The 26,586-nt window shown below is 68.1% G+C and carries 25 protein-coding genes; 23 read left to right on the forward strand and 2 right to left on the reverse strand.

Features of this window, described 5'->3' with window-relative positions; translation table 11 throughout:
• The first annotated feature begins 62 nt into the window (after positions 1 to 62).
• The 3 genes from FHR95_RS10970 to ribD all read left to right on the forward strand — a co-directional run bounded on the left by FHR95_RS10970 (position 63) and on the right by ribD (position 2,312).
• On the forward strand, positions 63 to 527 hold the full coding sequence (locus FHR95_RS10970; RefSeq protein WP_183314403.1) for a copper chaperone PCu(A)C: 465 nt from the start codon (positions 63 to 65) through the stop codon (positions 525 to 527).
• Positions 528 to 615: 88 nt separating this feature from the next.
• On the forward strand, positions 616 to 1,101 hold the full coding sequence (gene nrdR, locus FHR95_RS10975; RefSeq protein WP_040184741.1) for a transcriptional regulator NrdR: 486 nt from the start codon (positions 616 to 618) through the stop codon (positions 1,099 to 1,101).
• The gene (gene ribD, locus FHR95_RS10980) at positions 1,101 to 2,312 is read left to right on the forward strand and encodes a bifunctional diaminohydroxyphosphoribosylaminopyrimidine deaminase/5-amino-6-(5-phosphoribosylamino)uracil reductase RibD (protein WP_183314404.1); all 1,212 of its coding nucleotides are present in this window, start codon (positions 1,101 to 1,103) and stop codon (positions 2,310 to 2,312) included. The genes nrdR and ribD overlap by 1 nt, the downstream gene beginning before the upstream one ends.
• 112 nt (positions 2,313 to 2,424) lie before the next feature.
• Here the strand turns inward: ribD and FHR95_RS10985 are convergent, their stop codons facing one another.
• Positions 2,425 to 2,634, reverse strand: coding sequence for a hypothetical protein (locus tag FHR95_RS10985; protein ID WP_183314405.1), 210 nt, complete (start codon positions 2,632 to 2,634; stop codon positions 2,425 to 2,427).
• Here FHR95_RS10985 and ribBA point away from each other — a divergent pair.
• The 12 genes from ribBA (at position 2,633) to FHR95_RS11045 (ending at position 16,675) form a co-directional block, all read left to right on the forward strand.
• On the forward strand, positions 2,633 to 3,781 hold the full coding sequence (gene ribBA / locus FHR95_RS10990) for a bifunctional 3,4-dihydroxy-2-butanone-4-phosphate synthase/GTP cyclohydrolase II (protein ID WP_183314406.1): 1,149 nt from the start codon (positions 2,633 to 2,635) through the stop codon (positions 3,779 to 3,781). The genes FHR95_RS10985 and ribBA overlap by 2 nt on opposite strands.
• 85 nt (positions 3,782 to 3,866) lie before the next feature.
• A complete protein-coding gene (gene ribH / locus FHR95_RS10995) occupies positions 3,867 to 4,367 on the forward strand; it encodes a 6,7-dimethyl-8-ribityllumazine synthase (RefSeq protein ID WP_040184749.1) in 501 nt (166 codons plus the stop codon).
• The gene (nusB, locus tag FHR95_RS11000; protein ID WP_183314407.1) at positions 4,364 to 4,867 is read left to right on the forward strand and encodes a transcription antitermination factor NusB; all 504 of its coding nucleotides are present in this window, start codon (positions 4,364 to 4,366) and stop codon (positions 4,865 to 4,867) included. Before ribH ends, nusB begins: the two co-directional genes overlap by 4 nt.
• Positions 4,868 to 4,879: 12 nt before the next feature.
• Positions 4,880 to 5,839, forward strand: coding sequence for a thiamine-phosphate kinase (gene thiL / locus FHR95_RS11005; RefSeq protein ID WP_183314408.1), 960 nt, complete (start codon positions 4,880 to 4,882; stop codon positions 5,837 to 5,839).
• Entirely contained in the window at positions 5,836 to 6,309 is a 474-nt protein-coding gene (locus FHR95_RS11010; RefSeq protein WP_040184754.1) for a phosphatidylglycerophosphatase A family protein, read from the forward strand. Before thiL ends, FHR95_RS11010 begins: the two co-directional genes overlap by 4 nt.
• A 78-nt stretch (positions 6,310 to 6,387) precedes the next feature.
• Positions 6,388 to 7,635, forward strand: coding sequence for a DUF945 family protein (locus tag FHR95_RS11015; protein WP_183314409.1), 1,248 nt, complete (start codon positions 6,388 to 6,390; stop codon positions 7,633 to 7,635).
• 79 nt (positions 7,636 to 7,714) lie between these two features.
• On the forward strand, positions 7,715 to 10,147 hold the full coding sequence (gene lon, locus FHR95_RS11020) for an endopeptidase La (RefSeq protein WP_183314410.1): 2,433 nt from the start codon (positions 7,715 to 7,717) through the stop codon (positions 10,145 to 10,147).
• A gap of 95 nt (positions 10,148 to 10,242) precedes the next feature.
• Positions 10,243 to 11,241, forward strand: coding sequence for a thiamine ABC transporter substrate binding subunit (gene thiB / locus FHR95_RS11025; protein ID WP_183314411.1), 999 nt, complete (start codon positions 10,243 to 10,245; stop codon positions 11,239 to 11,241).
• Positions 11,217 to 12,920: a thiamine/thiamine pyrophosphate ABC transporter permease gene (thiP, locus tag FHR95_RS11030; RefSeq protein WP_221199302.1), complete on the forward strand. Its 1,704-nt coding sequence runs from the start codon at positions 11,217 to 11,219 to the stop codon at positions 12,918 to 12,920. The genes thiB and thiP overlap by 25 nt, the downstream gene beginning before the upstream one ends.
• A complete protein-coding gene (locus FHR95_RS11035; RefSeq protein ID WP_183314412.1) occupies positions 12,904 to 13,557 on the forward strand; it encodes a thiamine ABC transporter ATP-binding protein in 654 nt (217 codons plus the stop codon). The genes thiP and FHR95_RS11035 overlap by 17 nt, the downstream gene beginning before the upstream one ends.
• 95 nt (positions 13,558 to 13,652) lie before the next feature.
• Entirely contained in the window at positions 13,653 to 15,497 is a 1,845-nt protein-coding gene (gene ilvD / locus FHR95_RS11040) for a dihydroxy-acid dehydratase (RefSeq protein ID WP_183314413.1), read from the forward strand.
• Between the two features lie 89 nt (positions 15,498 to 15,586).
• Positions 15,587 to 16,675, forward strand: a complete 1,089-nt coding sequence (locus FHR95_RS11045; RefSeq protein ID WP_183314414.1) for an oxidoreductase — start codon at positions 15,587 to 15,589, stop codon at positions 16,673 to 16,675.
• 53 nt (positions 16,676 to 16,728) lie between these two features.
• On the opposite strand, the gene nudE is transcribed toward FHR95_RS11045, so the two are convergent.
• The gene (gene nudE, locus FHR95_RS11050; RefSeq protein WP_040184764.1) at positions 16,729 to 17,334 is read right to left on the reverse strand and encodes an ADP compounds hydrolase NudE; all 606 of its coding nucleotides are present in this window, start codon (positions 17,332 to 17,334) and stop codon (positions 16,729 to 16,731) included.
• A 73-nt stretch (positions 17,335 to 17,407) separates the two neighbouring features.
• On the opposite strand from nudE, the gene yrfG reads away from it, so the two are divergent.
• The 8 genes from yrfG (at position 17,408) to FHR95_RS11090 (ending at position 26,584) form a co-directional block, all read left to right on the forward strand.
• The gene (gene yrfG, locus FHR95_RS11055; protein WP_221199303.1) at positions 17,408 to 18,142 is read left to right on the forward strand and encodes a GMP/IMP nucleotidase; all 735 of its coding nucleotides are present in this window, start codon (positions 17,408 to 17,410) and stop codon (positions 18,140 to 18,142) included.
• Positions 18,135 to 18,521 carry a ribosome-associated heat shock protein Hsp15 gene (gene hslR / locus FHR95_RS11060; protein WP_183314415.1) on the forward strand — a complete coding sequence of 129 codons (387 nt, stop codon included), beginning with the start codon at positions 18,135 to 18,137 and terminating at the stop codon, positions 18,519 to 18,521. Before yrfG ends, hslR begins: the two co-directional genes overlap by 8 nt.
• 13 nt (positions 18,522 to 18,534) lie before the next feature.
• Positions 18,535 to 19,410: an Hsp33 family molecular chaperone HslO gene (hslO, locus tag FHR95_RS11065; RefSeq protein ID WP_183314416.1), complete on the forward strand. Its 876-nt coding sequence runs from the start codon at positions 18,535 to 18,537 to the stop codon at positions 19,408 to 19,410.
• A gap of 272 nt (positions 19,411 to 19,682) precedes the next feature.
• The gene (locus FHR95_RS11070) at positions 19,683 to 21,251 is read left to right on the forward strand and encodes a phosphoenolpyruvate carboxykinase (protein WP_183314417.1); all 1,569 of its coding nucleotides are present in this window, start codon (positions 19,683 to 19,685) and stop codon (positions 21,249 to 21,251) included.
• 159 nt (positions 21,252 to 21,410) lie between these two features.
• Positions 21,411 to 21,908, forward strand: coding sequence for a peptide-methionine (R)-S-oxide reductase MsrB (gene msrB, locus FHR95_RS11075; RefSeq protein ID WP_183314418.1), 498 nt, complete (start codon positions 21,411 to 21,413; stop codon positions 21,906 to 21,908).
• A 56-nt stretch (positions 21,909 to 21,964) separates the two neighbouring features.
• Positions 21,965 to 24,343 (forward strand): Tex family protein, encoded by a 2,379-nt coding sequence (locus tag FHR95_RS11080; RefSeq protein ID WP_183314419.1) that lies wholly within the window; start codon positions 21,965 to 21,967, stop codon positions 24,341 to 24,343.
• Positions 24,344 to 24,392: 49 nt separating this feature from the next.
• Entirely contained in the window at positions 24,393 to 26,051 is a 1,659-nt protein-coding gene (gshA, locus tag FHR95_RS11085) for a glutamate--cysteine ligase (protein ID WP_183314420.1), read from the forward strand.
• Positions 26,048 to 26,584, forward strand: coding sequence for a disulfide bond formation protein B (locus tag FHR95_RS11090; protein WP_183314421.1), 537 nt, complete (start codon positions 26,048 to 26,050; stop codon positions 26,582 to 26,584). The genes gshA and FHR95_RS11090 overlap by 4 nt, the downstream gene beginning before the upstream one ends.
• Positions 26,585 to 26,586: the final 2 nt, after the last annotated feature.

Here is a 26,586-nt window from a genome sequence, read left to right on the forward strand (position 1 = left end):
CCCGTCGACGGCGAGGCAGGGTAAGCTCGGATTCCACCCTTGAACCGCTGGAGCCCGACAACATGCGTATCGCTGCCTTACCCCTTGTGCTGATCTCGCTGGTCAGTGCCGCCGCCCTGGCCCAGTCCCTGACCGTTGACGACCCTCGGGTACGCTCGGTACCGCCGGGTTCGCCCACCACGGCGGCCTTCATGGACCTGACCAATCCGGGCGAGACGGACCTGGCGCTGGTGGGGGGTAGCTCGCCACTGGCCGGCAGCCTGGAGCTTCACAACCACGTGATGGTGGATGGCGTGATGCAGATGCGCCAGGTCGAGGAGATCCCGGTGCCGGCCGGTAAGACCGTGCGGCTGGGACCGGGCGGCTGGCATCTGATGCTCTTCGACCTGGCGCGACCCCCGGTCGAGGGCGAGCGCGTCGCGTTCACGCTGACCCTCGACAATGGCGAGACGCTCAGCGTCGAGGCCCCGGTCAAGCGGGTGCAGCCCATGGACATGCAGGGCGATGGCCAGCACGGCAACCACTGATTGGCCGGGGCTGGCCGTCGCTGGGCGCCTTGCATGCTAACCGTTACAATGCATCGGTATCCTTTTTCATCGACCTCGGGTTATCTCTATGCATTGCCCCTTCTGTGGCGCCAACGACACGCGCGTGACCGACTCTCGCCTGGTGGCGGATGGCGACCAGGTTCGGCGGCGGCGCCAGTGTGCAGCCTGCGGTGAGCGCTTCACCACCTACGAGACCGCCGAGCTGTTGATGCCGCGTGTGATCAAGTCCGATGGCACGCGCGAGGTTTTCGACGAGGCCAAGCTGCGCGCCGGCATGCTGCGGGCGCTGGAGAAGCGTCCGGTCAGTGCCGAATCCATCGAGGCGGCGGTGGAGCGCATTCGCCAGAACCTGCGCGCCCGCGGCGAGCGCGAGATCCACGCCCGGGACATCGGCGAGGAGGTCATGCAGGCCCTCAAGCGTCTCGATCAGGTGGCCTATATTCGCTTCGCCTCGGTCTATCGCAGCTTTCAGGACATCGACGAGTTTCGCGCCGAGATCGACCGCCTGGCCCAGGAGCCCGGCTTCTCTTCGGATCCGTCGGGAGCGAGCTGATGGCCGAGCCCTTCATAGAAGAGCATACCTTCCCCGAGGCCTGGATGGCGCGTGCCCTGACGCTGGCACGTCGCGGGCGCTATACCACCGACCCCAACCCGCGGGTGGGCTGCGTGCTGGTCAAGGAGGGCCGGGTAGTCGGTGAGGGCTGGCACGAGCGGGTCGGCGAGCCGCATGCCGAGATCCACGCGCTGCGCGTGGCGGGAGACGCCGCCCGCGGCGCCACCGCCTACGTGACCCTGGAGCCCTGCGCCCACCAGGGCCGCACCGGTCCCTGCGCCCTGGCGCTGGTCGAGGCCGGCGTGACGCGGGTGGTGGTGGCCATGCAGGACCCCAACCCGCAGGTCGCCGGCCGGGGAATTGCCCTGTTGCGCGATGCTGGCGTCGAGGTCTCGGTGGGCCTGCTCGAGGAAGAGGCGCTGGCACTCAATCCGGGTTTCGTGATGCGCATGTCCCATGGCCGCCCCTTCGTGCGCCTGAAGATGGCCATGAGCCTCGACGGCCGCACCGCCATGCGCTCCGGCGAGTCCCAGTGGATCACCGGGCCCCAGGCGCGCCGCGAGGTGCAGCGCCTGCGAGCCCGCTCCAGCGCGATTCTCACCGGGGTCGAGTCGATCATCTTCGACAACGCCCGGCTTACCGTGCGCCCCGAGCAGCTTGAGCTGCCCGAGGGTGAGGCGCTTGCCGCTCGCCAGCCGCTGCGCGTGGTGGTCGACTCCCGGCTGCGCCTGCCGCTGGCCGCCGCCTGCCTGCGCGAACCCGGCCGCACCCTGGTGGCCACCCTGGAAGATCATGAGCCCGAGCGACGCGAGCGACTCGAGGAGGCCGGCGCCGAGGTAGTGGCGATGCCGGCGGGCGCCGATGGCCGCGTCGACCTCGATGCCCTGCTGCAGCACCTCGCCGAGATGGAGCAGGCCAACGAGGTGCTGCTGGAGACCGGCGCGACGCTGGCCGGCGCCATGCTTGAGGCCGGCCTGATCGACGAGATGCAGCTGTTCGTGGCGCCGACCCTGCTCGGCGGCGAGGCGCGTCCGCTGTTCGAACTGCCGGGCCTGTCGCTGATGGCCCAGCAGAAGGGGCTAGAGGTCCACGATATCCGCGCCGTGGGCCAGGACTGGCGCATTACCGCCCGGCCCCGGCGGCGTACAGGCAGCGCAGTGACCTTGGGCGAGGAGCGCCGGGGACAGGTCGCAGAGGGAGTCCTACGCTAGGGGTGAGGAGCACCGCTCCGAACGGGCTGGCCATGGATGGCCAGCACCGGCCCTGCAAGCGGAGCGGGACGCGAGAGCGTATCCAGGGCGTCGGTAGCGCCCAAGGATGGGTTCACAGCGCCTCCTCGATGGTCCGACACTTCGGGACCTGTTGCCGGGTCAGCTCCGAGCGGATGAACTTGCGCCCGACGACGCGGCTGTTTACTGGCGCCCAACGACGCGCCACGGTACCCTGACGCGGTTTCGAGGTGGCGACGCCCGTTGGCGACTCGCGCGTCGTCGGGCGACGACAGCCACCACGCTGAATCAATGGAGACTCCATGGTGCACTCCTCATCCGGGGGCCTGGCCCCCATCGAAGAACTGGTCGAGGATATTCGTCAGGGCCGGATGGTCATCCTGATGGATGACGAGGATCGCGAGAACGAAGGCGATATCATCATGGCCGCCGAGAAGGTCGAGGCGGAGCACATCAACTTCATGGCGCGCCACGCCAGGGGGCTGATCTGCCTGCCGATGACCCGTGAGCGCTGCGAGCGTCTCCAGCTGCCGCTGATGGTGCGCGATAACGGCTCCGGCTTCGGCACCAAGTTTACCCTCTCCATCGAGGCGGCCGAGGGGGTGACCACCGGCATTTCCGCCGCTGACCGCGCGCGCACCGTACGTGCGGCGGTCGCGCGGGACGCGGTTGCCGACGACATCGTCCAGCCCGGTCACATCTTCCCGCTGATGGCCGAGCCCGGCGGTGTGCTGCGTCGCGCCGGCCACACCGAAGCGGCCTGCGACCTCTCCGCCCTGGCCGGCCTCGACCCCAGCGGGGTGATCTGCGAGGTCATGAACGAGGACGGCAGCATGGCCCGCCGGGCGGAGCTCGAGCGCTTCGCCGCCGAGCATGGCCTGAAGATGGGCACCATCGCCGACCTGATCCACTACCGCATCCACAACGAGCAGACCGTGCAGCCGGTAGAGTCGACGCCGGTCCAGACCGCCTTTGGCGAGCTCAACCTGCACGTCTTCCGTGACAGCATCCAGGGCGCGCACCACCTGGCGCTGGTCAAGGGGCACCCCCACCCCGAGGCGTTGACCACGGTGCGCGTGCACCTGGCCAACACCATGCGCGACCTGCTCGCCCTGCAGAAGGGCAACACGCCGAGCTGGACCGCCCAGCAATCGCTCGCCGAGGTGGCACGTGCCGAGCACGGGGTCTTCGTGCTGCTCGACGACGGGCGCCCGCATCAGGACCTCCATGACCTGCTCGAGGTATTCCTCGAGCGCCGGCGGTCGCCGCGCACCAGTGATTCCGACGGGGCAGGCAACTACCTGACCATCGGCACCGGTTCGCAGATCCTGCGCCACCTGGGCGTGGGCAGGATGCGCCTGCTGAGCTCGCCCTGGAAGTTCTCGGCGCTCTCCGGCTTCGACCTCGAGGTGGTGGAACGACTGGAACCCGGCGAGCAGGGCGACGACTAGCGCAGGCGTTTCTCACATCACGGCATGGCCCTCGCGGCCATGCCTTCTGGATCCTCCATTCCCGGATCGCTCAGGACATAGAATCATGCAACCGATTTCCCAAGTCGAAGGCAGCTTCGTCGACGTCGATGGCCGCTACGTGATCGTGGTCGGCCGCTTCAATCATCACGTGGTGGACAGCCTGGTGGAGGGCGCCGTGGATAGCCTGGTGCGCCACGGCGTCGACCCGCAGGGCATTGATATCGTCCACGTGCCCGGTGCCTGGGAACTGCCGCTGGCCATCAAGCGCGTGCTGCAGGTGGCGCGCCCCGAGGCGGTGATCGCCCTGGGTGCGGTGATCCGTGGTGGCACCCCCCACTTCGAGTACGTGGCCGGCGGCTGCAACACCGCTATGGGCAACCTGCAGCTGGAGTTCGATACTCCGGTGGCCAACGGCGTGCTGACCGTCGAGTCCATCGAGCAGGCCATCGAGCGCGCCGGTACCAAGGCCGGCAACAAGGGCGCCGAGGCGGCCATGGCGGCCATGGAGATGGTCTCGCTGCTGCGCTGCTTCAGCGACGATGACGATGACGGGGGTGAGGCATGAGCGGCGAGCGCTCACGGGCACCGTCGAAGGCCCAGCAGTCTCGCCATGCGGCGCGGGAACTGGCGGTGCAGGGCCTCTACCAGTGGCAGATGACCGGCAAGTCGATCACTGCCGTGGAGGCCGAGTTTCGCAGTCAGGTGGCCGATGAGGATCTCGAGGATCACGAGAACTGGCACAAGGTCATGGAGATCGCCGACCTGGCGCTCTTCCATGAGCTGCTGCACAACGTCGCGGACCAGCGTCGCGAGCTCGATGCCGCCATCGCGCCGCTGCTCGACCGGCGCCTCGAGGACCTCGACCCCATCGAGCTGGCGATCCTGCGCCTGGGCGCCTACGAGCTCTCTCGGCGCCTCGAGGTGCCCTATCGCGCGGTGATCAACGAGGGGGTCGAACTGGCCAAGTCCTTTGGCGCCACCGATGGCCACAAGTACGTCAATGGCATCCTCGACAAGCTTGCCAGTCGACTGCGGTCTGCCGAGGTTTCAGCTCGCCGCCGCTGAAGGTCAGCCGTGATGCACAGCGAATTCGAACTCATCACCCGTTTCTTCACGCCCGACCCGCCGGGGTCGGAGGCCGGCGTGGCCCTGGGCGTGGGGGATGACTGCACGCTGCTGGCCCCGACGCCCGGGCAGCGGCTGGCGGTCAGCGTGGACACCTCGGTGGCCGGTAGCCATTTTCCCGAGGATGCCCCGGCCATGGCGATCGGCCACCGGGCGCTGGCCGTCAGCCTGAGCGACCTTGCTGCCATGGGCGCCCGTGCCCGCTGGTGCCTGATGTCGTTGACCCTGCCGGCGGCCGACGACGATGCCTGGCTGGCGGACTTCGCCCGCGGCTTCCATGCGCTCTGCGCGGCCACCGGTACGGCCCTGGTGGGTGGCGACGTGACCCGCGGCGAGTTGGCCATAGGCGTGACGGTGATGGGCGAGGTACCGCCCGAGCAGCCGCTGACCCGCGGCGGGGCCCGGCCGGGTGATCTGCTGGCGGTGACCGGTGCGCTGGGGGGTGGCGCCGGGGGGCTGGCGCTATGGCGGCGCGGCGAGCGGGCGCTCGAGCATCCGCTGCTCAGGCGTTATCTTCACCCGCTGCCGCGCCTCGAGGCGGGCCTGGCCCTGCGCGGCCTGGCCAGCGCCGCCATCGATATCTCCGACGGCCTGCTCGCCGACCTCGGGCACCTTCTCGAGGCCTCCGGGGTCGGGGCCGAGCTGACGCCCGCGGCCTTGCCCCTGGCCGAGGGCCTGGTGGCGGCACTGGGCAAAGAGCCGGCCCGAGAGGCAGGGCTGCACGGCGGCGACGACTACGAGCTGCTGCTTGGATTCCCCCCCGACCACCTCGACGAGGCCCGTGCTCGGCTGGCCGCCCTGGACCTCCCCCTGACGGTGATCGGTCGTTTCAGCGCTGAACCCGGCATACGGGGCGTGGCGATGACCGGCGCGCGCGGCTGGCAGCACTTCACGGGAGACGCGGCGCCATGAATCAGGCCCCCGCCAGCGTCTGGCGACGCCCCGTGCACTTCCTGGCCTTCGGGCTGGGCAGTGGTAGCGTGCCCTTCGCCCCCGGCACCTTCGGCACTCTGGCCGCGATTCCCTTCTACTGGCTGATGTCCGAGTTGCCGCTGGGATGGTACCTGGGGCTGGTGGCGGTGACCTTCTTCTGGGGCATCTGGCTGTGCGACAAGACCTCACGTGACCTGGGGGTCCACGACCACTCCGGGATCGTCTGGGACGAATTCGTCGGCTACTGGTTGACCATGGCGGCGGTGCCCTTCTCCTGGGAGGCCGCCCTCTGGGGGTTCGTGGTCTTTCGTGTCTTCGATGTCTTCAAGCCCTGGCCGATTCGCTGGGCGGACCGGCGGGTGGCCGGGGGCTTCGGCATCATGATCGACGATATCCTCGCGGCGGTGTATGCCTGGAGTACCATGCACCTGTGGTTCTGGCTCCACTGATCTGGCGGCACTGAAAGGTCTCCCGCATCCCGACGACCCAAGGGATGAACGGAAAAGGCGCGGGTAAGGAGCGGTATGATGCGCAAGGAACGACTGATCGTCCCGCTGCTGGTCGGATTGGCACTGCTGTGGGCCATCGCCCAGTACCTCTCCAGCGTGTTCTTCGAGCGCGAACTCGCTCGCGCCCTGGATGACCTCGCTGCCCGGGGAGAACTCGCGGTGACGCGCAGCGATGTTGACCAGGGCTGGCTCGAGTCCCGCGGGACCCTTCATCTGACCCCCCGCTTCGGTCAGGCCTGGTCACTCGAGCTGCCCTATGTGGCCCGTCACGGGGTGATCAGCACGCGCATCGACGGCGAACTGAAGCCCCATCTCGGGCCCGGCGACCAGTCACTGTTCGGCGATACCCTGCCGTCGTCTCCCCCTACCTGGCAGGCCCGCTACAGCACCCTCAGCGCTACCTTGCAGGGGCGTTTTCAGCTGGCGCCCTTCGTCGTCAGCCAGGCGGGTCGCGAACTCGAATTCCGCGGCGGTCGGATCACCTTCGGCGGGGTCTACGGTGACTGGCGATTGCAGGCCAGTCTCGCGCCCTGGCGGCTCAGCGATGGTCCGGCCACGCTGGAAGTGGGGCCGACCACCCTGGAGAGCCGCTATGCCTACACCGAGGAGGCCTACCACTTCACCCAGCAGGACCTGCTCAAGGTCGAGCGCCTGGCCTGGCATCAGCCGGACCGCGACCTGGTGGCCCATGAGCTGCTCCTTCACAGCCGCACGGAGCTCGACGATCAGGAACTGCGCGTCGAGAGCGAGCTGACGCTCGACCGGCTGGTGACGGCTGAGCAGGTGCTGCTAACCGGCCGCATTGCCCTGGAGCTGTCACGGATCAACGCCGATGCGTTACGCAGCGCGTTGGCCGAGCTGCGCGACGAGGCGGCGCGAGGCGACGCCGTCCAGGATGGCCACGACCTGCTGGTGGGCCTCGAGGCCGAGCTGCTGGCCATGCTTCGGGATTCCCCGCGGCTGGATATCCATGCCATCGCCCTCGACAGCCCCATGCTGGGGTTGGAAGCGCGTGGCGACGGGGCGCTGTTCTTCGATTCGCGCCAACTCTCGGAGCTGAGCCTGGCAGCGCTCGATGATCCTCGGCAACAGGCGCGCTGGCGGGAGCGGCTCTACGGCGACCTGACCTGGCACGAGGTGCCCAAGGTGGTGGCCCTGTGGCTCGGCTTGCCACTGGATACCCGCGACCTCGAGATCGACGTGGTGGGTGGCCGGGTGCGGGTCAACGGTCGCCCCCTGCCGCCGGTCTTCGAGCGGCTACAGTGACTTGAAGTCGGATGCCGGTGCCCGCATTCCATGGGGCAGCACCGGGAAATTCATCCCGACGATTCAGGACGAGGAACGCATGAGCGACGACCACGAGACGCAGGAGGGCCTGGACTGGATCCAGGCCAACGCCGACGATGCCCAGCACGACGACTTTCCGGCCGAAGAGAGCCATCACGCGGTAGTCCCCGCCAGCGATTCGCTGCCCGAGCGCATCTACCTGTTGCCGATTCACAATCGGCCCTTCTTTCCTGCCCAGGTCCAGCCGCTGGTGGTCAACCGCGAGCGTTGGGAAGAGACCATACGTCGCGTGGGCAATACGCCACACCATACCGTGGGGCTGGCCTTCGTCGGTGAGAACGGCGTCGAGGAACTCGGCGACGAGGATTTCCCCGAGATCGGCACCGCGGTGAAGGTGCACAAGCTGCAGGGCGAGGAGCAGCAGATCCAGTTCATCGCCCAGGGCGTGCGCCGCTTCCGCATCCAGCGCTGGCTCTCCCGCAAGCCGCCCTACCTGGTCGAGGTGAGCTACCCCCGCGAGCCGGTCGATGCCGAGGACGAGGAAACCCGCGCCTATGCCATGGCGCTGATCAACGGCATCAAGGAGCTGCTGCCGATCAATCCGCTCTACGGCGAGGAGCTCAAGCACTACCTGAACCGCTTCAGCCCCCATGAGCCGGGTCCGCTGACCGACTTCGCCGCGGCCATCACCTCGGCCAAGGGCCCCGAGCTGCAGGACGTGCTCGAGACCCTGCCGGTGATGACACGGATGCAGAAGGTGTTGCCGCTGCTGCGCAAGGAGATCGAGGTCGCCCAGCTGCAGAGCGAGATCAGCGACCAGGTCAATGCCCAGATGCAGGAGCGCCAGCGGGAGTTCTTCCTGCGCGAGCAGCTCAAGGTGATCCAGCGTGAGCTGGGCATCTCCAAGGACGACCGCGAGAACGATGTCGACACCTTTCGCGCGCGTCTCGAGGGGCGCGTGGTGCCGGAGCGGGTCATGGAGCGCATCGACGACGAGCTCGACAAGCTGTCGGTGCTGGAGACCGGCTCGCCGGAGTACGGCACCACCCGCAACTACCTGGATTGGCTCACCGCCATGCCCTGGGGGGTGCGCAGCCAGGACCACCTCGACCTGGCCCATGCCCGAACGGTGCTCGACCGCGACCACGACGGCCTCAAGGACGTCAAGGAGCGCATCGTCGAGTTTCTCGCCGAGGGCACCTTCAAGGGCGACGTGGGCGGCTCGATCCTGCTGCTGGTCGGCCCGCCGGGGGTCGGCAAGACCTCGGTGGGGCGCTCTATCGCCGACGCGCTGGGTCGCGAGTTCTATCGCTTCTCGGTGGGGGGCATGCGTGACGAGGCCGAGATCAAGGGGCATCGGCGGACCTACATCGGCGCCATGCCCGGCAAGCTCGCCCAGGCCATCAAGGAGGTCGAGGTCGAGAATCCGGTGATCATGCTCGACGAGATCGACAAGATGGGGCAGTCCTTCCAGGGCGACCCGGCCTCGGCGCTGCTCGAGGTGCTCGACCCGGAACAGAACGTCGACTTCCTCGACCACTATCTCGACGTGCGCCTCGACCTCTCCAAGGTGCTCTTCGTGTGCACCGCCAATACTCTGGATTCGATCCCGCCGGCGCTGCTGGATCGCATGGAGCAGATCCGCCTGTCGGGCTATATCGCCGAGGAGAAGATGGCCATCGCCCGGCATCACCTCTGGCCCAAGCTGCTCAACCGCGATCGCATGCCCAAGAAGCGCATCAACCTCACCGAGGCGGCGCTGCGCCAGGTCATCGAGGGCTATGCTCGCGAGGCCGGGGTACGCCAGCTCGAGAAGCAGCTGCACCGCATCGTGCGCAAGGCGGCCGTGAAGCTGCTGGAGAATGACCAGCAGTCGGTGAGGGTCTCGGTGAACAATCTCGAGGACTACCTGGGGCCACCGATCTTCCGCAAGGAGCAGGTGATGAAGGGCGAGGGCGTGGTCACCGGGCTGGCCTGGACCTCCATGGGCGGCGCCACGCTCTCCATCGAGGCCGGCAAGGTGCATGCCCTGGATCGCGGCTTCAAGCTCACCGGTCAGCTCGGTGACGTCATGAAGGAGTCGGCCAACATCGCCTACAGCTATGCGCTCGGCCATCTGAGCGAATTCGGTGCCGATGCGGACTTCTTCGACTCGGCCTTCGTGCACCTGCATGTGCCGGAGGGCGCCACGCCCAAGGATGGTCCCTCGGCGGGGGTGACCATGACCACGGCCCTGCTGTCGCTGGCCAGGCACCAGGCCATCGACCGGCCGCTGGCGATGACCGGCGAGCTGACCCTGACCGGCCAGGTGCTGCCGGTGGGCGGCATTCGCGAAAAGATCATCGCCGCCCGGCGCAGCGACCTCTTCGAGGTGATCCTGCCCGAGGCCAACCGGCGCGACTACGATGAGCTGCCCGATTTCCTGAAGGAGGGCATGACGGTGCACTTCGCCGGGCGCTATCGTGACGTGGCCAAGGTGGTCTTCGGCTGATCGGTATCGCCGACGCCGCACGCGGTCAGCCCCACATGACCCCGGGCCGGACTCTGAACCGGTGCCGGGGTCATTACCGACAACGGGAACAACCCATGAGATATCTGCTCGTCCTGGCCCTGGGCCTGGCAACGTCGAGTGTGGCATCCGCCGCCGAGCGCACTCTGACCGTCTACACCTACGACTCCTTCGTCTCCGAATGGGGGCCGGGGCCCGGTATCGAGGCCGCCTTCGAGGCGCGCTGCGGTGACTGCGACCTGCGCTTCGTGGCGCTGGATGGCGGTGTGGACATTCTTCAGCGCCTGCGCCTGGAGGGGGAGGGCAGCGGCGCGGATCTGGTGCTGGGCCTGGACATGAACCTGATGGCCGAGGCCCGTCAGCTCGACCTGCTGGCGCCCCACCGGGTCGACACCGCGCCCCTGGCGTTGCCGATCGACTGGAACGACGGCACCTTCCTGCCCTATGACTGGGGGCATTTCGCCTTCGTCTACGACAGCGAGCAGCTCGAGGAGCCGCCGGGCAGTTTTCGCGAACTGCTCGATGCCCCCGACGCGCTTCAGCTGATCCTCCAGGACCCGCGCACCAGCGTCACCGGCCAGGGCCTGCTGCTGTGGATCAAGCACGTCTACGGCGACCAGGCCCCGGCCGTCTGGGCACAGCTCAACGAGCGGGTGCTGACCGTGACCAGCAGCTGGAGCCAGGCCTACTTCTCGCTGTTCATGAATGGCGAGGCGCCCATGGTGCTCTCCTATGCCACCTCGCCGGCCTATCACATGGCCGTGGAAGAGACCGACCGTTACCAGGCCGCCGAGTTCGAGGAGGGCCACTACCTGCAGGTCGAGACCGCTGCCATGCTGCGCTCCACCGAGCATCCCGGCCTGGCACGCGACTTCCTGGCCTTCATGCTGACGCCGGCGTTTCAGCGTCATATCCCGCTCGGCAACGTGATGAACCCGGCCATCGACCTGGGTGACGAGCTGCCCGAGGTGTTCGATCGCCTGATCCAGCCGCAGAGCCTGACCTTCACGCCCGAGGAGGTACGCGAGAACCGTCGCGCCTGGATTCGCGAGTGGCTCAACGCCAGCGTGCGCTGAGCGAGGTGTCGATGGCCTCGCGCTGGGCCACGCTGTCACGCTGGCCGCCGGGGCTCGGCCTTGCCGCCCTGACGGCGGTGGTCGGGCTGGGGCTCGGCAGCCTGGGGGCGCTGCTCTGGCAAGCCCGGGTGGTGCAGCCCGCCATGCTCTGGCAGGAGCCATGGCTGGCGGCCGTGCTGCGTTTCACGGTCTGGCAGGCAACCCTCTCGACCCTGCTGGCGGTGGGGCTCGCTGTGCCGGTGGCCCTGGCGCTGGCGCGGCGTCCGCGCTTCCCGGGACGCGCCGTGCTGCTGCGCGCCATGGAGCTCTCGCTGGTGCTGCCGACGCTGATCGGTCTGTTTGGCCTGGTGGCGGTCCACGGCCGGCGCGGCTGGGCGGCGCCGGTCTGGGAGTGGCTGGTCGGCGCGGAGTCGGGCTATCTCTATGGCCTCTCCGGTATCGTGCTGGCCCACGTCTTCTATAATCTGCCGCTCTCGGCCCGCCTGATGCTGCAGTCCCTTGAAACGGCCCCCGCGGCGCACTGGCGGCTGGCGTCCCAGCTGGGACTGACGCGGACGACGCTCTGGCGCACCCTCGAGTGGCCGCGCCTGAAACCCTTACTGCCGCGCCTGTCGGCGCTGGTGTTCACCCTGTGCTTCACCAGTTTCGCCATCGTCATGACGCTGGGCGGCGGGCCACGCTCCTCGACCCTGGAAGTGGCGCTTTACCAGGCGCTCAAGTTCGACCACGACCTCGCGCTCGCGGCCCTTCTGGCGCTGACCCAGCTGGTCATCTGCCTGTCGCTGTGGCTGCTGGCTCTCTCCCGGGGCGGGACACCCTCGCTGGTGGTCAGCAGTGCCGCCCTGCCAGCGGGTGGGCGCTGGCATCGCCGCGACGGGGTCGGCGTCTCCCGGCTGACCGATGCGGTCTGGCTCACTGCGCTGGCGGCGCTACTGCTACCGCCGCTGATCGCGGTGGTGCTGGCAGGGCTCACCGGCCTGCCCGACCTTCCGCGTAGTGGTAGCCTCTGGCCGGCAGCGGCACGCAGCCTGGTGATGGCCCTGGGCGCGGGCGCCGGGGCCCTGCTGCTGGCCATGGCACTGCTGGCGGGCAGCCGCTGGCTGAGGGCGAGGCGGCGTGCCTGGGCGGCGCTGCTGATGGAGGGAGGCGGTCAGCTGATCCTGGTGATCCCCTCTCTGGTGCTGGGAACCGGGCTCTTCCTGCTGCTGCGCCCGACCCTGGGCAGCGGCTGGCAGGGCTATGCCCTGGTGGTACTGGTCAATGCCCTGATGGCACTGCCGTTCGCCATGCAGGTGGTGCGCGGGGCGCTGCCGGGCCTGTCGGCGCCCGAGGAGCGCCTGGCCGACCAGTTCGGTATCCGCGGATGGGCCCGGCTGCGCTGGCTGGTCTGGCCTCGGCTGCGTCGACCGCTGGCCCTGGCCCTGGCCTACGCCATGACGCTGTCGCTGGGGGACTTCAGCGTCATTGCCCTGTTCGGCAGTCCCTCGGCGCCGACCCTGCCAATGCTGCTCTATCAGCAGCTGGGCGGCTATCGCTGGCAGGGCGCCGCCGCCACGGCACTGGTGCTGCTGACGCTGGTGGTGCTGATCTTTGCGCTGCTGGGCTGGCTGACCCGCCGGCCGCCTCGCTACCCCTCTAACCACAATGCCCGCGAGGAGCGCCATGCTCGAGTGTCGTGATCTGAGTTTCCACTACGACCGCTGTGAGCCCGGCGAGATGCCGGACTTTCACTTCAGCTTCCGGCTCGCCCCGGGCGAGTGCCTGTCGGTGGAGGGGCCGTCCGGTTCCGGCAAGAGCACCCTGCTGGGGCTGCTGGCGGGGTTTCTCGAGCCGGCTGGTGGCACGCTTGCCTGGCAGGGACAGGACCTGCTGGCGCTGCCGCCCTGGGAGCGCGGTATCACGACCGTCTTCCAGGAGCACAACCTCTTCGACCAGCTGCCGGTCTGGCTGAACGTGGGGCTGGGGCTGGCGCCGGACATGAAGCTCACCCGCGACCAGCAGACGCGTATCCGTTCGGGACTGGCCGAGGTGGGACTGGAGGGGCTGCACGATCGCCTGCCCGGGGAGCTCTCCGGCGGACAGCGCCAGCGCGTGGCGCTGCTGCGTGCGCTGCTGCGTGGTTCGCGGATACTGCTGCTCGACGAGCCCTTCTCCGGCCTGGACGAGACGACTCGCGGCGGGCTCTGGGCCCTGGTGCGTCGCCAGCGAGCGTCAGGGGCCGCGGTGGTGCTGGTCAGCCACGACCGCGACGATATCGAGGCCCTGGCCGACCGGCGCTGCCGGCTAGAGGGTGGCCGGCTGCTGCCTGTCACCTGAGTCGCTGGCCTGGCAGGCGGTCGCGTGCCAGAATCACGGGCCCACCGGACACTCGAGCCGCCGGCACAAGGCGGCCAGCAAGAAACGAGGACACCATGCCCGAGTATCGTTCCCGCACCACCACCGCCGGCCGTAACATGGCCGGCGCCCGCGCCCTGTGGCGCGCCACCGGCATGAAGGATGACGACTTCCACAAGCCGATCATCGCCGTGGCCAACTCCTTCACCCAGTTCGTGCCGGGCCACGTGCATCTGAAGGACATGGGGCAGCTGGTGGCCCGCGAGATCGAGAAGGCCGGCGGGGTGGCCAAGGAGTTCAACACCATCGCCGTGGACGACGGCATCGCCATGGGCCACGACGGCATGCTCTACTCGCTGCCGAGCCGCGACCTGATCGCCGACAGCGTCGAGTACATGGTCAACGCCCACTGCGCCGATGCCCTGGTGTGCATCTCCAACTGCGACAAGATCACCCCCGGGATGCTCAACGCTGCCATGCGCTTGAACATTCCGGTGATCTTCGTCTCCGGTGGCCCCATGGAGGCCGGCAAGACCAAGCTGCTCGATCACGGCATCGACCTGATCGATGCGATGATCTCCGCCGCCGACGACAAGTACAGCGACGAGGAGATCGAGGAGATCGAGCGCAGTGCCTGCCCGACCTGCGGCAGCTGCTCGGGCATGTTCACCGCCAACTCCATGAACTGCCTGATGGAGGCGCTGGGCCTGGCGCTGCCGGGCAACGGCACGGTGCTGGCGACACACGCCGATCGCCGCCGGCTGTTCGAGGAGGCGGGTCACCGCATCGTCGAGCTCGCCAAGCGCTATTACGAGGGCAACGAGGCGCACCTGCTGCCGCGGGCCATCGGCTCGAAGGCGGCCTTCAAGAATGCCATGACCCTGGACATCGCCATGGGCGGGTCCACCAACACCATCCTGCATCTGCTGGCCGCCGCCCAGGAGGGCGAGGTGGACTTCACCATGGCCGACATCGACCGTCTCTCCCGGGAGGTGCCGCAGCTCTGCAAGCTGGCGCCCAACACCCAGCAGTACCATATCGAGGATTGCCACCGCGCCGGCGGCATCATGGCCATCCTCGGCGAGCTGGACCGTGCCGGCGTGCTGGATAGCCGGGTGCCGACCGTCTATGGCGATAGCCTCAAGGCGGCCCTGGACGCCTGGGACATCATGCGTTCGCCGAGCCCCGAGGTAGTGGAGTTCTACAAGGCCGGTCCCGGTGGCATTCCCACCCAGCAGGCCTTCTCCCAGGCGGCCCGCTGGCCGAGCCTCGACGGTGACCGGGCCGGCGGCTGCATCCGCGATCTCGAGCACGCCTTCTCCCGCGAGGGCGGCCTCGCGGTGCTCAAGGGCAACATCGCCGAGGACGGCTGCGTGGTGAAGACCGCCGGCGTCGACGAGTCGATCCTGGTGTTCGAGGGGCCGGCGCATGTGGTGGAGTCCCAGGACCAGGCAGTGGCGCACATCCTCGCTGGCCAGGTGAAAGAGGGCGAGGTAGTGGTCATCCGCTACGAGGGGCCCAAGGGCGGCCCGGGCATGCAGGAGATGCTCTATCCGACCAGCTACCTCAAGTCCAAGGGACTGGGCAAGGCCTGCGCGCTGCTCACCGATGGGCGCTTCTCGGGCGGCACCTCGGGGCTCTCCATCGGCCACGCCTCGCCGGAGGCCGCCGCCGGGGGCGCCATCGGGCTGGTGGAGAGCGGCGATCGTATCCGCATCGACATCCCCAACCGCCGCATCGACGTGATGCTTTCCGACGAGGAGCTCGCCCGGCGTCGCCAGGCGGAGGAGGCGAAGGGCGCCGAGGCCTGGAAGCCGAGCATTACGCGCGAGCGCAGGGTCTCGGCGGCGCTCAAGGCCTATGCCCTGCTGGCGACCTCTGCCGATAAGGGCGCGGTGCGCGACCTGACGAAGCTGGACTAAGCTGGAGGAACTAGACTGGAAACAGCCTAGTACGTATGCGCACCCCGGCCGGCGTCGGGGCCCGTGTCATCAGCAGGGAAGCCCGCACGATGAAGACACAGACCCTAAGCGTCGGCCTGGTCGGTTACGGCATGGCCGGGCGCTCCCTCCACGCCCCGCTGATTCAGGCGGCTCCCGGCCTGGAGTTGGCCGTTGTGGTCAGCCGCCATGCCGAGCGGGTTCAGGCCGACCACCCCGAGGTCGAGGTGCTGTCCAAGGCGGCCCAGCTGTTCGCGCGGCGCGACATCGACCTGGTGGTCATCGCGACCCCCAACGACACCCACTTTCCGCTGGCCAAGGCGGCGCTGACGGCCGGCCGGCACGTGGTGATTGACAAGCCCTTCAGTGTCACCGCCTCCGAGGCCCGCCTGCTCAAGAGCCAGGCCGATGGTGCCGGGCGGCTGCTGAGCGTCTTCCACAACCGCCGCTGGGACAGTGACTTCCTGAGCCTCAAGGCGCTGCTCGAGGAGGGAACGCTGGGGCGGGTGGTGGCACTGGAATCGCGCTTCGACCGCTTCCGCCCCGCGGTCACCGACCGCTGGCGAGACCATCACAAGCCGGGCGGCGGCATCTGGTACGACCTCGGGCCGCACCTGCTTGACCAGGTCCGCCAGCTCTTCGGTATGCCCAAGGCGGTGCTGCTCGAGCTCGCCACCTCTCGCGAGGGGGCCGAGGTGGACGACGACTTCCTGGCACTGCTGGAGTACGACCGCCTGCGGGTGACGCTGCAGGCCAGCTCGCTGGTGGCCGAGCCGACGCCGCGCTTCCGCGTCCATGGCACCCGTGGCAGCTTCGTGAAGTACGGGGTCGACCCCCAGGAGGCCTGGCTCAAGGCGGGACAGGCCCCGACCTCGGGTTGGGGCGTGGATGCTTCGCCCGGCACCCTGACGCTCGACACGGGAGAGGGCGAGACGCTCGCCCTGACGAGTCGCGAGGCGCCGATGGTGGCGGGGGATTACCCCGCCTTCTATGCCGGCATCGCCGCCGCCCTGCTCGAGGGCGCTCCGCCACCGGTGACCAGCGAGTCGGCCCTGGAGGTGATGACCCTGCTCGAGACCGGGCTGGACAGCTATCGGCAGGGCCGCTGGGTGAAGCTCAAGGACGGCAGCAGCGCCCTGCGGCGGCTTCACTCACGCTAGTTTCAAGCCCGGTGAACGATAGCACACCGTGCGATGACTGCTTTGAGCGGGGTTCACCAGAGCCCGGTATCCACGGGCGCCTCGCTGCGCAGCCTGTCCCGGGCGATGAACAGCGCGGCGATGGCGCGGGCCTCGTGGAAGTCCTCCCGGGCCAGCAGGGCCGAGAGCTCGTCGATGGCGTGAGTCTCGACGATCAGTGGCTCCGGCTCGTCGCCGGGCAGGCGCTTCGGATAGAGGTCGCTGGCCAGCAGTACCTGCATGCGGTGGCTCATGTAGTTGGGCGCCAGCGATAGCTCCACCAGGGGCTCGATGCGATGGGCGCCGAAGCCACACTCTTCCATCAGCTCGCGGTTGGCCGCGGTGACGATGTCCTCGCCCGGATCGACGAGTCCCTTGGGCAGGGTCAGCACATAGTCCTCGAAGCCGGCGGCATACTCGCGGATCAGCAGCACGTGTTCCGGGTCGGGCATGGCCACGATCATCACCGCGCCGATGCCCTGGCCGGTACCGGAGAGCCGCTCGAAGGTACGTTCGGCGCCGTTGGCGAAGCGCAGGTCCAGCGCCTCGACGTGGAAGAGACGGCTGCGTGCCACGCTGCGTCGGTCGAGGATCTGCGGCTTGACGGGCCAGGAGCGGGAGGCGTCTTGCGGGTCGGACATGGACGGGATTCCGTGTTGGCGATTCGCTACAATACTACGTCCCAACGGCCCTCGACTCACCCCCGGAGTAACGATGATCGACTGGCGCGCTATCGACACCGTCCTGCTGGACATGGACGGGACCCTGCTGGATCTGCATTTCGACAGCCATTTCTGGCTCGAGCACCTGCCGCGACGCTACGGGGAACTGCATCGCCTCGACGAGGCCACCCAGGAGGCACTGCGTGCCCGCATCATTCGCGAACAGGGCACCCTCAACTGGTACAGTCTGGACTACTGGAGCCGCGAGCTGGGCGTCGACGTGGTGGCGTTAAAGCGCGAGGTGCAGCATTTGATCGGCCTGCGCAGCGACGCACTGGACTTCCTCCGCTGGCTCAAGGAAGCCCATCCCCGGGTGGTGCTGGCCACCAACGCCGACCGGGCGAGTCTGGAGCTCAAGCTGCCGCTCACGGGGCTGGAGACATATCTGGACGCCATCGTCTCGTCGGCGGATCTGGGAGTCCCCAAGGAAGAGCAGGCCTTCTGGTTTGGCCTGCAGGAGGTAGAGCCCTTCGACCCGCAGCGTACGCTGTTCATCGATGACAATGCCGCGGTGCTGGAGAGTGCTCGGGAGTTCGGCATTCGCCATCTGCTGGGGATCAAGCAGCCCGACAGTCGCCGACCGGAGAAGGAGCTCGAGGAGTTTATCGCCCTGGACCGCTTCGCCAGCATCCTGCCCGACAACCTGCCGCCGGCTACCGGCGAGGCGCCTGCGGCGGGTCAGGCATCTGCAACGGGTAACGACAGCAAGGAGGACGCCCGTGGCTAGTGTTCGACTCGACAAGTGGCTGTGGGCGGCGCGTTTCTTCAAGACGCGGGCCCTGGCCAAGAAGGCCATCGAGGGCGGCAAGGTCCACTACGAGGGCGGGCGGGCCAAGACCAGCAAGGCCGTTGAGGTCGGCGCCATCATCCGGGTGCCCCAGGGCTGGGACATCCTGGAGGTCGAGGTGCTGGCGCTCTCCGACCAGCGCCGCGGCGCGCCCGAGGCGCGCGCCCTCTATCGCGAGACCGAGGAGAGCGTGACACGGCGCGAACGCGAGGCCGAGGTCCGGCGCCTCAACAACCAGGTCATGCAGCATCCGATCAAGCGGCCCGACAAGAAGCAGCGTCGGGAGATACAACGCTTTCAGCGCCAGCAGGATGATTAGACAGAGAGACCCCATGAGCGACCAGATTCAACGTTTCCTCTTCGACAATACCAACGTGCGTGGCGAGCTCGTGACCCTCGAGCGTGCCTACGGCGACGTGCTCGATCGCCACGAATATCCCGCCGCGGTGAACCGCCTGCTCGGCGAGTTGCTTGCTGCGGTGGCCCTGCTCACCGACACCGTCAAGCTCGATGGCACCCTGAGCATCGAGGTGCGGGGCAAGGGCGCGCTCGCCCTGTTGATGGCCGAGTCCAATCCCGGCGGTGAGCTGCGCGCCATCGCGCGCCTGGCCGAGGACGCGGCGATTCCCGCCGAGGGCGCCGGGTTCAGCGAGCTGGTGGGGAGCGGACAGATCATGATCACCCTGGATCCCACCGACGGCCAACGCTATCAGGGCATCGTGGCGCTCGAGCACGACAGCCTGGCCGGCTGCCTGGCGGCCTACTTCGCCCAGTCCGAGCAGCTGCCGACGCGGCTGTGGCTGGCCGCCGATGGCCAGCGTGCCGGGGGTCTGCTGCTGCAGCGCCTGCCCGATGAGTCCCGCAACCAGGATGCCGATGCCTGGGAGCGCACCGTGCACCTGGCCGACACCGTCAAGGAGCAGGAGCTGCTCGGCCTCGAGCCGCAGGCGCTGCTGCGCCGCCTCTATCATGAGGAGACGGTACGGGTCTTCACGCCCAAGGCGCTGCACTTCGGCTGCACCTGCTCGCGCGAGCGCATCGCCTCCGCGCTGATGACCCTGGGCGAGCAGGAGCTTCGCGAGGTGCTGGCCGAGCAGGGCAGCATCGACACCCAGTGCCACTTCTGCCATACCCGCTACCATTTCCCGCTGACGGAGGTCGAGGCGATGCTCGACGACCCTGAAGGGGCACCGCCGACGCTGCACTGAGGTGTGGTGTGCCCGGGTGCTGCATAGCAGCATGTGGCGTCGAGCAAGCGGTAGGGAACGGCGCCGATGTAGTAGTAAAACTACATGAACTTCGCCCAATAACGGCGTTTCCCGGCGCCTGGCTTTTTGCCATAATGGCGCCGCTTTTCCCGGTCTATCGCCCTGCCACAAGAACGGCCGTGAGCCGCACAGGGCGATAATGGCATGACCCACGTTGCGTCACCGACGCCTGGCACACGAGAGAGAAACGGCCGCAAGGCCCAGGACACGACATGACCACGACTCAAGCCGCCTCCCAGCAAACCGCCATTTCCCACGTCAACCTGTGCAGCGCCGAGCTGATCGAGCGGGCGGTGGCCAGCGGGGAAGGGCGCCTGGCTGCCAATGGTGCCCTGGTGGTGAACACCGGCGAGCGCACCGGGCGCTCGCCCAAGGATCGTTTCATCGTCGACGAGGCGAGCACCAGCGGCCAGATTGACTGGGGCAGCGTCAATCGCCCGTTTGACGCCGAGAAGTTCGATGCGCTCTGGGCCCGGGTCGAGGACTATCTCGACGGTAGTGAGCACTATGTCTCCGAGCTCCACGTGGGGAGCGACCCGGATCACTACCTGCCGGTGCGGGTCACTACCGAGACCGCCTGGCACTGCCTGTTCGGCCGCACCATGTTCGTGCGCCCCGAGGCCTACAACCCGTCCGTCAAGGACGAGTGGACCATCCTCAATGCGCCCTTCTTCGCGTGCGACCCGGCCCGCGACGGCACCAACTCCAGCGGTTGTGTGATCCTCAACTTCGCCCAGAAGAAGGTGTTGATCGCTGGCATGCGCTACGCCGGTGAGATGAAGAAGGCGATGTTCTCGGTGCAGAACTTCCTGCTGCCGGACGCCGATGTGCTGCCCATGCACTGCTCCGCCAACGTCGGCGAGGACGGTGAGACGACGCTGTTCTTCGGTCTCTCCGGCACCGGCAAGACCACCCTCTCCGCCGACCCGGCGCGCTACCTGATCGGCGACGACGAGCATGGCTGGGGACCGGGCACTGTCTTCAACATCGAGGGCGGCTGCTACGCCAAGTGCATCGACCTCTCCGAGAAGAACGAGCCGATCATCTGGCGGGCCATCAAGTTCGGCACCGTGCTGGAGAACGTGGTGCTCGACGACCGCCGCGAGCCGGACTATGCCGATGATGGCCTGACCCAGAACTCGCGCGCCGCTTACCCGCTGGAGCATGTCGACAAGCGCGTGCCTGAGAACCGCGCCGGTGAGCCCAACGCCATCGTCTTCCTGACCTGTGACATGTCCGGCGTGCTGCCGCCGGTCTCGGTGCTCTCCAAGGAAGCGGCCGCCTATCACTTCCTCTCCGGCTACACCGCCAAAGTGGGCTCCACCGAGATGGGCTCCTCGGCCGGCCTCGAGGCGACCTTCTCCACCTGCTTTGGTGCCCCCTTCTTTCCGCGCCCGGCGCGCGAATATGCCGACCTGCTGATCAAGCGCGTGGCGGAGAAGGACGCCCAGGTCTATCTGGTCAACACCGGCTGGACCGGTGGCGCCTACGGGGAGGGCGGCTCGCGCTTCTCGATCCCTACCACCCGCGCCATCATCAGCGCCATCCAGTCCGGCGTGCTGCGCGACGTCGAGACGCGCATGGTCGAGGGCCTGAACCTGGCCGTGCCGACCGCCGTGCCGGGCGTCGACTCCAGCCTGCTCGACCCGCGCGAGACCTGGGAGGACAAGACCGCCTACGACCGCAAGCGCCAGGAATTGGCCGCCAAGTTCGTCGACAACTTCAAGAAGTTCGAGGGTGTCAACGAGGCGATCGTCATGGCGGGGCCCAGCCTGGTCTGAGGTAATCGCCTGGGGCGAGCACCCTAGGGGATTCATGGCGAACCGTCGGCGGTATCGGCGGTCTGAGCGGGGAGAGGACTGGGGTCCTTTCCCCGCTTTTGCGTCCGTGCTGCCTCCTGAGACGGGGCGCCGGGCCGAGACCATCGACGGAGACAGACCATGAAACGACGGCATTTTCTTGGCGTGCTGGGCGTCGGCAGCCTTGCCGGCCTGCTGCCGGGGCTGGCCGCGGCGCGGCCCAAGCCCGATCTCGAGCGTGCCGAGGGACTCGAGGTGCTGGAGCTCTCCGAAGCCGAGTGGCGGGAACGCCTGAGCGAGGAGCAGTTCGAGATCCTGCGCGAAGCGGGCACCGAGCCGGCCTTCTCCAGCCCGCTGGACAAGGAGACCCGAGAGGGCGAATACCGCTGTGCCGGCTGTGATCTGCCGCTTTTCACCAGCGACATGAAGTACGACTCCGGGACCGGCTGGCCGAGCTTCTTCACGCATGTCAAGGGCCACCTGCTGACCAGCGTTGACTACTTCCTGGTCTTCCCGCGCACCGAATACCACTGCGCGCGGTGCGGCGGCCATCAGGGCCATGTCTTCGATGACGGTCCCGAGTCCACCGGTCTGCGCTGGTGCAACAACGGCCTGGCGCTGCGATTCGTCCCCGCCTGAATGCGGTTTGTGATACCTTGTCGCGATCGTCTGGACGTTTGATTGCCAAGGATTTCATGGACGCACACGACAAGATCATCAGCCGCCTCGCCGAGGAACTCGCCGTTCGCCCACCGCAGGTCAAGGCGACGGTGGAACTGCTCGACGGCGGGGCCACCGTGCCCTTCATCGCCCGCTACCGGAAGGAAGTCACCGGCGGGCTCGATGACATCCAGCTGCGCGCCCTCCATGAGCGCCTGGCCTACCTGCGCGAACTGGAAGAACGCCGCGCGGCGGTGCTGGCCGCCATCGACGAGCAGGGCAAGCTCACTGACGCACTGGCCGCCAGCATTCGTGCCGCGGACACCAAGCAGCGCCTCGAGGACCTCTACCTCCCTTACAAGAAGAAGCGGCGCACCAAGGCCCAGATCGCCCGCGAGGCGGGGCTCGAGCCGCTGGCCGATGCCCTGCTGGCCGATCCCCGCCTGGAACCCGACGCCGAGGCGGCCCACTACCTTCGCGCGGCCGAGGGCGAAACGCCCGCCGTGGCGGATGCCAAGGCCGCCCTGGACGGTGCCAAGCAGATCCTCATGGAGCGTTTCGCCGAGGATCCCGAACTGGTGGGCCAGCTGCGTGAACGACTGTGGAGCGAGGGCGAGCTCTGCTCGCGGGTGATCGCCGGCAAGGAGCAGGAGGGCGCCAAGTTCTCCGACTACTTCGAGCATGACGAGCGGCTCGCCAAGGTGCCCTCGCACCGCGCGCTGGCGATGTTCCGTGGTCGCAACGAGGGCGTCCTGGGGTTGACCCTGCGCCTGCCCGGCGAGGAAGAGGCCCCGATCCATCCGGCGCAGGTGGCCATCGCGCGGCATGTGGGCATCAGCGACCAGGGCCGCCCCGCCGACCGCTGGCTGGCCGAGGTGGTGCGCTGGACCTGGCGGGTCAAGCTGTATACCCACCTGGAGACGGAGCTCATGGGGCGCCTGCGCGAGCGCGCCGAGCTGGAGGCCATCGGAGTGTTCGCCGCCAACCTCAAGGATCTGTTGCTGGCCGCCCCAGCCGGCCAGAAGGCGACGCTGGCCATCGACCCCGGCCTGCGTACCGGCTGCAAGGTGGCGGTGGTGGATGCCACCGGCCAGTTTCTGGAGCACGCCACGATCTACCCGCACGCGCCCCAGAATCGCTGGGATGCCGCTCTGGCCGAGCTGGCTCGGCTGGTGGAGAAGCACGACGTGGCGCTGATTGCAGTGGGCAACGGCACCGCCAGCCGCGAGACCGACAAGCTTGCCGGCGAGCTGGTCAAGCGGTTCTCTTCACAGGAAGGGCAGGGCAAGCGCCCGCTCGCCAAGGTGATGGTCAGCGAGGCGGGCGCCTCGGTCTACTCCGCCTCCGAGTACGCCTCCCGGGAGCTGCCCGACCTCGACGTGACCATTCGCGGCGCGGTCTCGATCGCCCGGCGGCTCCAGGACCCGCTGGCCGAACTGGTCAAGATCGAGCCCAAGTCGATCGGCGTGGGCCAGTACCAGCATGATGTCTCGCAGCTGCAGCTCTCGCGGAGCCTGGAAGCGGTCATCGAGGACTGCGTCAACGCCGTGGGGGTGGATCTCAACACCGCGTCGAGCGCGCTGCTCTCGAGGGTTGCCGGCCTCAACGCGGCGCTTGCCGATAACATCGTCGCCCGTCGCAACGCCGAGGGCGCTTTCACCAGTCGTCGGGCGCTGCTCGACGTCAGTCGCCTCGGCCCCAAGACCTTCGAGCAGTGCGCCGGCTTCCTGCGCATCATGAACGCCGACAACCCGCTGGACGCCAGCGCCGTGCACCCCGAGGCCTATCCGCTGGTGGAGCGCATCGCCCAGCGCAGCGGGCGCCCGCTGGCCGGGCTGATCGGCGACAGCGCAACGTTGAAGGCACTCAAGCCGGCGGACTTCGCCGACGAGCACTTCGGGCTGCCCACGGTGACCGATATCCTCGCCGAGCTCGACAAGCCGGGGCGTGACCCGCGCCCCGAGTTCAAGGCGGCCGAGTTCCGCGAGGGGGTCGAGACCCTCAAGGACCTCGAGCCGGGCATGATCCTCGAGGGCAGCGTGACCAACGTCACCCACTTCGGGGCCTTCGTCGATATCGGCGTCCACCAGGATGGCCTGGTGCACATCTCGGCGCTCTCCGATACGTTCATCGAAGACCCGCGCACGGTGGTCAAGGCTGGCGATATCGTGCGGGTCAAGGTGATGAGCGTGGATCTGCCGCGCGCGCGGATCGGCCTTACCATGCGCCTCGATGACCAGCCGGACGATCAGACCGGTGAGCGGGGCGATGACGCGCCGCGCGGCAGGCGCGGCAATGCTCGAGGGCAAGGCAGGGGCAAGGCCAAGGCCGGCCGCGGCAGCAAGACGGCCGAGCCGGCGGGCCAGATGGGCGCCCTGGGCGCGGCCCTGCTCGAGGCAAAGAAGGGTCGCTGACCTTGAAGCGCCGCCTGGCGGCACCATACTCTGACGTTTGCCGGGCGCCATGGCGCCCGCCTTTATTACACATGGGGTGACCATCTTGTCCGAATCGTTCACCAGCCGCGTCGATCGACTCACCGCCTTGGCCGACCAGGGGCGGGTCGGGCGTCTGCGCCGTGGCATCGAAAAGGAGGGGCTGCGCGTCGACAGCGAGGGGCGTATCGCCGCCACGCCGCACCCCGCGGCGCTGGGCTCCAAGCTGACCCATCCGCATATCACCACCGATTACTCCGAGGCGCTGCTGGAGTACATCACCCCGGTCACCTGTCGACCGGGCGATGCCATGGACTTCCTCGCCGACCTGCACCGCTTCAGCTATCGCCACCTGAATGATGAGCTGATCTGGCCGGCCAGCATGCCGGCGCGCCTGGCCGGCAACGACAGCGTGCCCATCGCCGACTACGGCCGCTCCAACGTAGGCACCATGAAGACCGTCTACCGCAAGGGTCTGGACCTGCGCTACGGACGGATCATGCAGTCCATCGCCGGCGTGCACTACAACGTCTCGCTGCCTGACGAGCTCTGGCAGCTGCTGCGCGAGCTCGAGGGCGACGACGACACGCCGCTGCCCGACTACCGGTCGGCGCGCTACTTCGGGCTGATCCGCAACTTCCGTCGCCACAGCTGGCTGCTGCTCTACCTGTTCGGCGCCTCGCCGGCCCTGGACAGCAGCTTCCTGCCGCACGGCAGGGTGCCCGAGAAGCTTCAGTGGCATGGTGACGATACGCTGGTGTCGCGCCATGCCACCAGCCTGCGCATGTCGGATCTGGGCTACCAGAACAAGGTCCAGGAGCAGCTGAAGATCTGCTTCAATTCGCTCTCCAACTACGTCAACACCCTGCGTCATGCCATCGCCACGCCGTGGCAGGACTACAAGAAGCGGGGTGTCCGGGAAGGGGGGGCGTGGCGCCAGCTCAACGCTAACATCCTGCAGATCGAGAACGAGTACTACAGCGACATCCGTCCCAAGCGGGTGGCGCGCCATGACGAGACGCCCAGCCAGGCGCTGGAGGCGCGCGGCGTGGAGTACATCGAGGTGCGCTGCCTGGATCTCAATCCGTTCCTGCCGCTCGGCGTGGACGAGCCCCAGATTCGCTTCATCGATACCTTCCTGATGTGGTGCCTGCTCAGCGAAAGTCCCTGGATTCCCGATGACGAGTGCGACCGGCTGGACGACAACCGTCGCCTGGTGGTCGAGCGCGGCCGGGACCCGGCGCTGCGCCTGCTGCAGGACGGCCGGCACCGCTCTATCGCCGACTGGGGCGGCGAGATCGTCGCCGAGATGAAGGCGGTCGCGGCGCTGCTCGACCGCCTGGAGGAGGGCGAACCCCATGGCGAGGCGCTGGCGGCGCTGTCGCCACTGCTGGACGATCCTGCCTTGACGCCCTCCGCCCGCCTGCTGGCGCGTCTCGAGGCGACCGGCGAATCCTTCGTCGAGGCCATGATGGGCCTCGCCCGGGAACAGGCGCAAGCCTTCCGTGACACCCCCATGGACGCGTCCCGCGAAGCCCTGTTCGATGACCTGGTGGCGACCTCCCTGGCGCAGCAGAAGGATATCGAGGCGCGCGATACCGAGGATTTCGACGCCTTCCTGGAACGCTACTTCGAGCGCGCGCGTGAGGTGCGGGCCATCACGCCGTTGCAGACGGGAGAGACCCCATGATCGACGACCTTCGGCGCCTGCCGGTTCGCACCTGGAGCCTTGCCGGGCTCGCCTTCTGCGTGCTGATGATGGCCGTGGCCCTGGGGCTCGAGCACCTCGTCGGGCTGGAGCCCTGCCCGCTGTGTATCCTCCAGCGCCTCGCCGTGCTGGCGGCCGCCGCCGTGTTTCTCGTCGCGGCGATTCATGACCCCGTCGGGCGTGCCGGAGCCGTGATCTACGGCCTGCTGTCGCTGGCTGCCGTGGGGGCCGGGATCGCCCTGGCGGGACGTCACCTGTGGCTGCAGTCGCTGCCAGCCGACCAGGTGCCAAGCTGCGGCCCCGGGCTCGATTACATGCTGGAGATCCTGCCCCTGCAGCAGGTGCTGGCCCAGGTGCTCTCCGGCTCGGGAGAGTGTGCCGAGATCGACTTCCTGCTGCTCGGCATCTCGCTGCCCGGCTGGACCCTGGCCGGCTTCGTGCTGCTCGCGCTGGCGCCGCTGGGCCTGCTGCTGGCGGCCAATCGTCCGCGTCACGGCTACCGCTGGCAGGGCTAGAT

The organism is Halomonas fontilapidosi (assembly GCF_014192285.1).
Classification (GTDB): domain Bacteria; phylum Pseudomonadota; class Gammaproteobacteria; order Pseudomonadales; family Halomonadaceae; genus Halomonas; species Halomonas fontilapidosi.

What these genes read in the sequence shown, in the direction of transcription:
- FHR95_RS10970 (WP_183314403.1), top strand. Translation starts at nt 63, where the DNA reads ATGCGTATCGCTGCCTTACCCCTTGTGCTGATCTCGCTGGTCAGTGCC.
- nrdR (WP_040184741.1), top strand. Translation starts at nt 616, where the DNA reads ATGCATTGCCCCTTCTGTGGCGCCAACGACACGCGCGTGACCGACTCT.
- ribD (WP_183314404.1), top strand. Translation starts at nt 1,101, where the DNA reads ATGGCCGAGCCCTTCATAGAAGAGCATACCTTCCCCGAGGCCTGGATG.
- ribBA (WP_183314406.1), top strand. Translation starts at nt 2,633, where the DNA reads ATGGTGCACTCCTCATCCGGGGGCCTGGCCCCCATCGAAGAACTGGTC.
- FHR95_RS10985 (WP_183314405.1), bottom strand. Translation starts at nt 2,634, where the DNA reads ATGGAGTCTCCATTGATTCAGCGTGGTGGCTGTCGTCGCCCGACGACG.
- ribH (WP_040184749.1), top strand. Translation starts at nt 3,867, where the DNA reads ATGCAACCGATTTCCCAAGTCGAAGGCAGCTTCGTCGACGTCGATGGC.
- nusB (WP_183314407.1), top strand. Translation starts at nt 4,364, where the DNA reads ATGAGCGGCGAGCGCTCACGGGCACCGTCGAAGGCCCAGCAGTCTCGC.
- thiL (WP_183314408.1), top strand. Translation starts at nt 4,880, where the DNA reads ATGCACAGCGAATTCGAACTCATCACCCGTTTCTTCACGCCCGACCCG.
- FHR95_RS11010 (WP_040184754.1), top strand. Translation starts at nt 5,836, where the DNA reads ATGAATCAGGCCCCCGCCAGCGTCTGGCGACGCCCCGTGCACTTCCTG.
- FHR95_RS11015 (WP_183314409.1), top strand. Translation starts at nt 6,388, where the DNA reads ATGCGCAAGGAACGACTGATCGTCCCGCTGCTGGTCGGATTGGCACTG.
- lon (WP_183314410.1), top strand. Translation starts at nt 7,715, where the DNA reads ATGAGCGACGACCACGAGACGCAGGAGGGCCTGGACTGGATCCAGGCC.
- thiB (WP_183314411.1), top strand. Translation starts at nt 10,243, where the DNA reads ATGAGATATCTGCTCGTCCTGGCCCTGGGCCTGGCAACGTCGAGTGTG.
- FHR95_RS11035 (WP_183314412.1), top strand. Translation starts at nt 12,904, where the DNA reads ATGCTCGAGTGTCGTGATCTGAGTTTCCACTACGACCGCTGTGAGCCC.
- ilvD (WP_183314413.1), top strand. Translation starts at nt 13,653, where the DNA reads ATGCCCGAGTATCGTTCCCGCACCACCACCGCCGGCCGTAACATGGCC.
- FHR95_RS11045 (WP_183314414.1), top strand. Translation starts at nt 15,587, where the DNA reads ATGAAGACACAGACCCTAAGCGTCGGCCTGGTCGGTTACGGCATGGCC.
- nudE (WP_040184764.1), bottom strand. Translation starts at nt 17,334, where the DNA reads ATGTCCGACCCGCAAGACGCCTCCCGCTCCTGGCCCGTCAAGCCGCAG.
- yrfG (WP_221199303.1), top strand. Translation starts at nt 17,408, where the DNA reads ATGATCGACTGGCGCGCTATCGACACCGTCCTGCTGGACATGGACGGG.
- hslO (WP_183314416.1), top strand. Translation starts at nt 18,535, where the DNA reads ATGAGCGACCAGATTCAACGTTTCCTCTTCGACAATACCAACGTGCGT.
- FHR95_RS11070 (WP_183314417.1), top strand. Translation starts at nt 19,683, where the DNA reads ATGACCACGACTCAAGCCGCCTCCCAGCAAACCGCCATTTCCCACGTC.
- msrB (WP_183314418.1), top strand. Translation starts at nt 21,411, where the DNA reads ATGAAACGACGGCATTTTCTTGGCGTGCTGGGCGTCGGCAGCCTTGCC.
- FHR95_RS11080 (WP_183314419.1), top strand. Translation starts at nt 21,965, where the DNA reads ATGGACGCACACGACAAGATCATCAGCCGCCTCGCCGAGGAACTCGCC.
- gshA (WP_183314420.1), top strand. Translation starts at nt 24,393, where the DNA reads ATGGCGCCCGCCTTTATTACACATGGGGTGACCATCTTGTCCGAATCG.
- FHR95_RS11090 (WP_183314421.1), top strand. Translation starts at nt 26,048, where the DNA reads ATGATCGACGACCTTCGGCGCCTGCCGGTTCGCACCTGGAGCCTTGCC.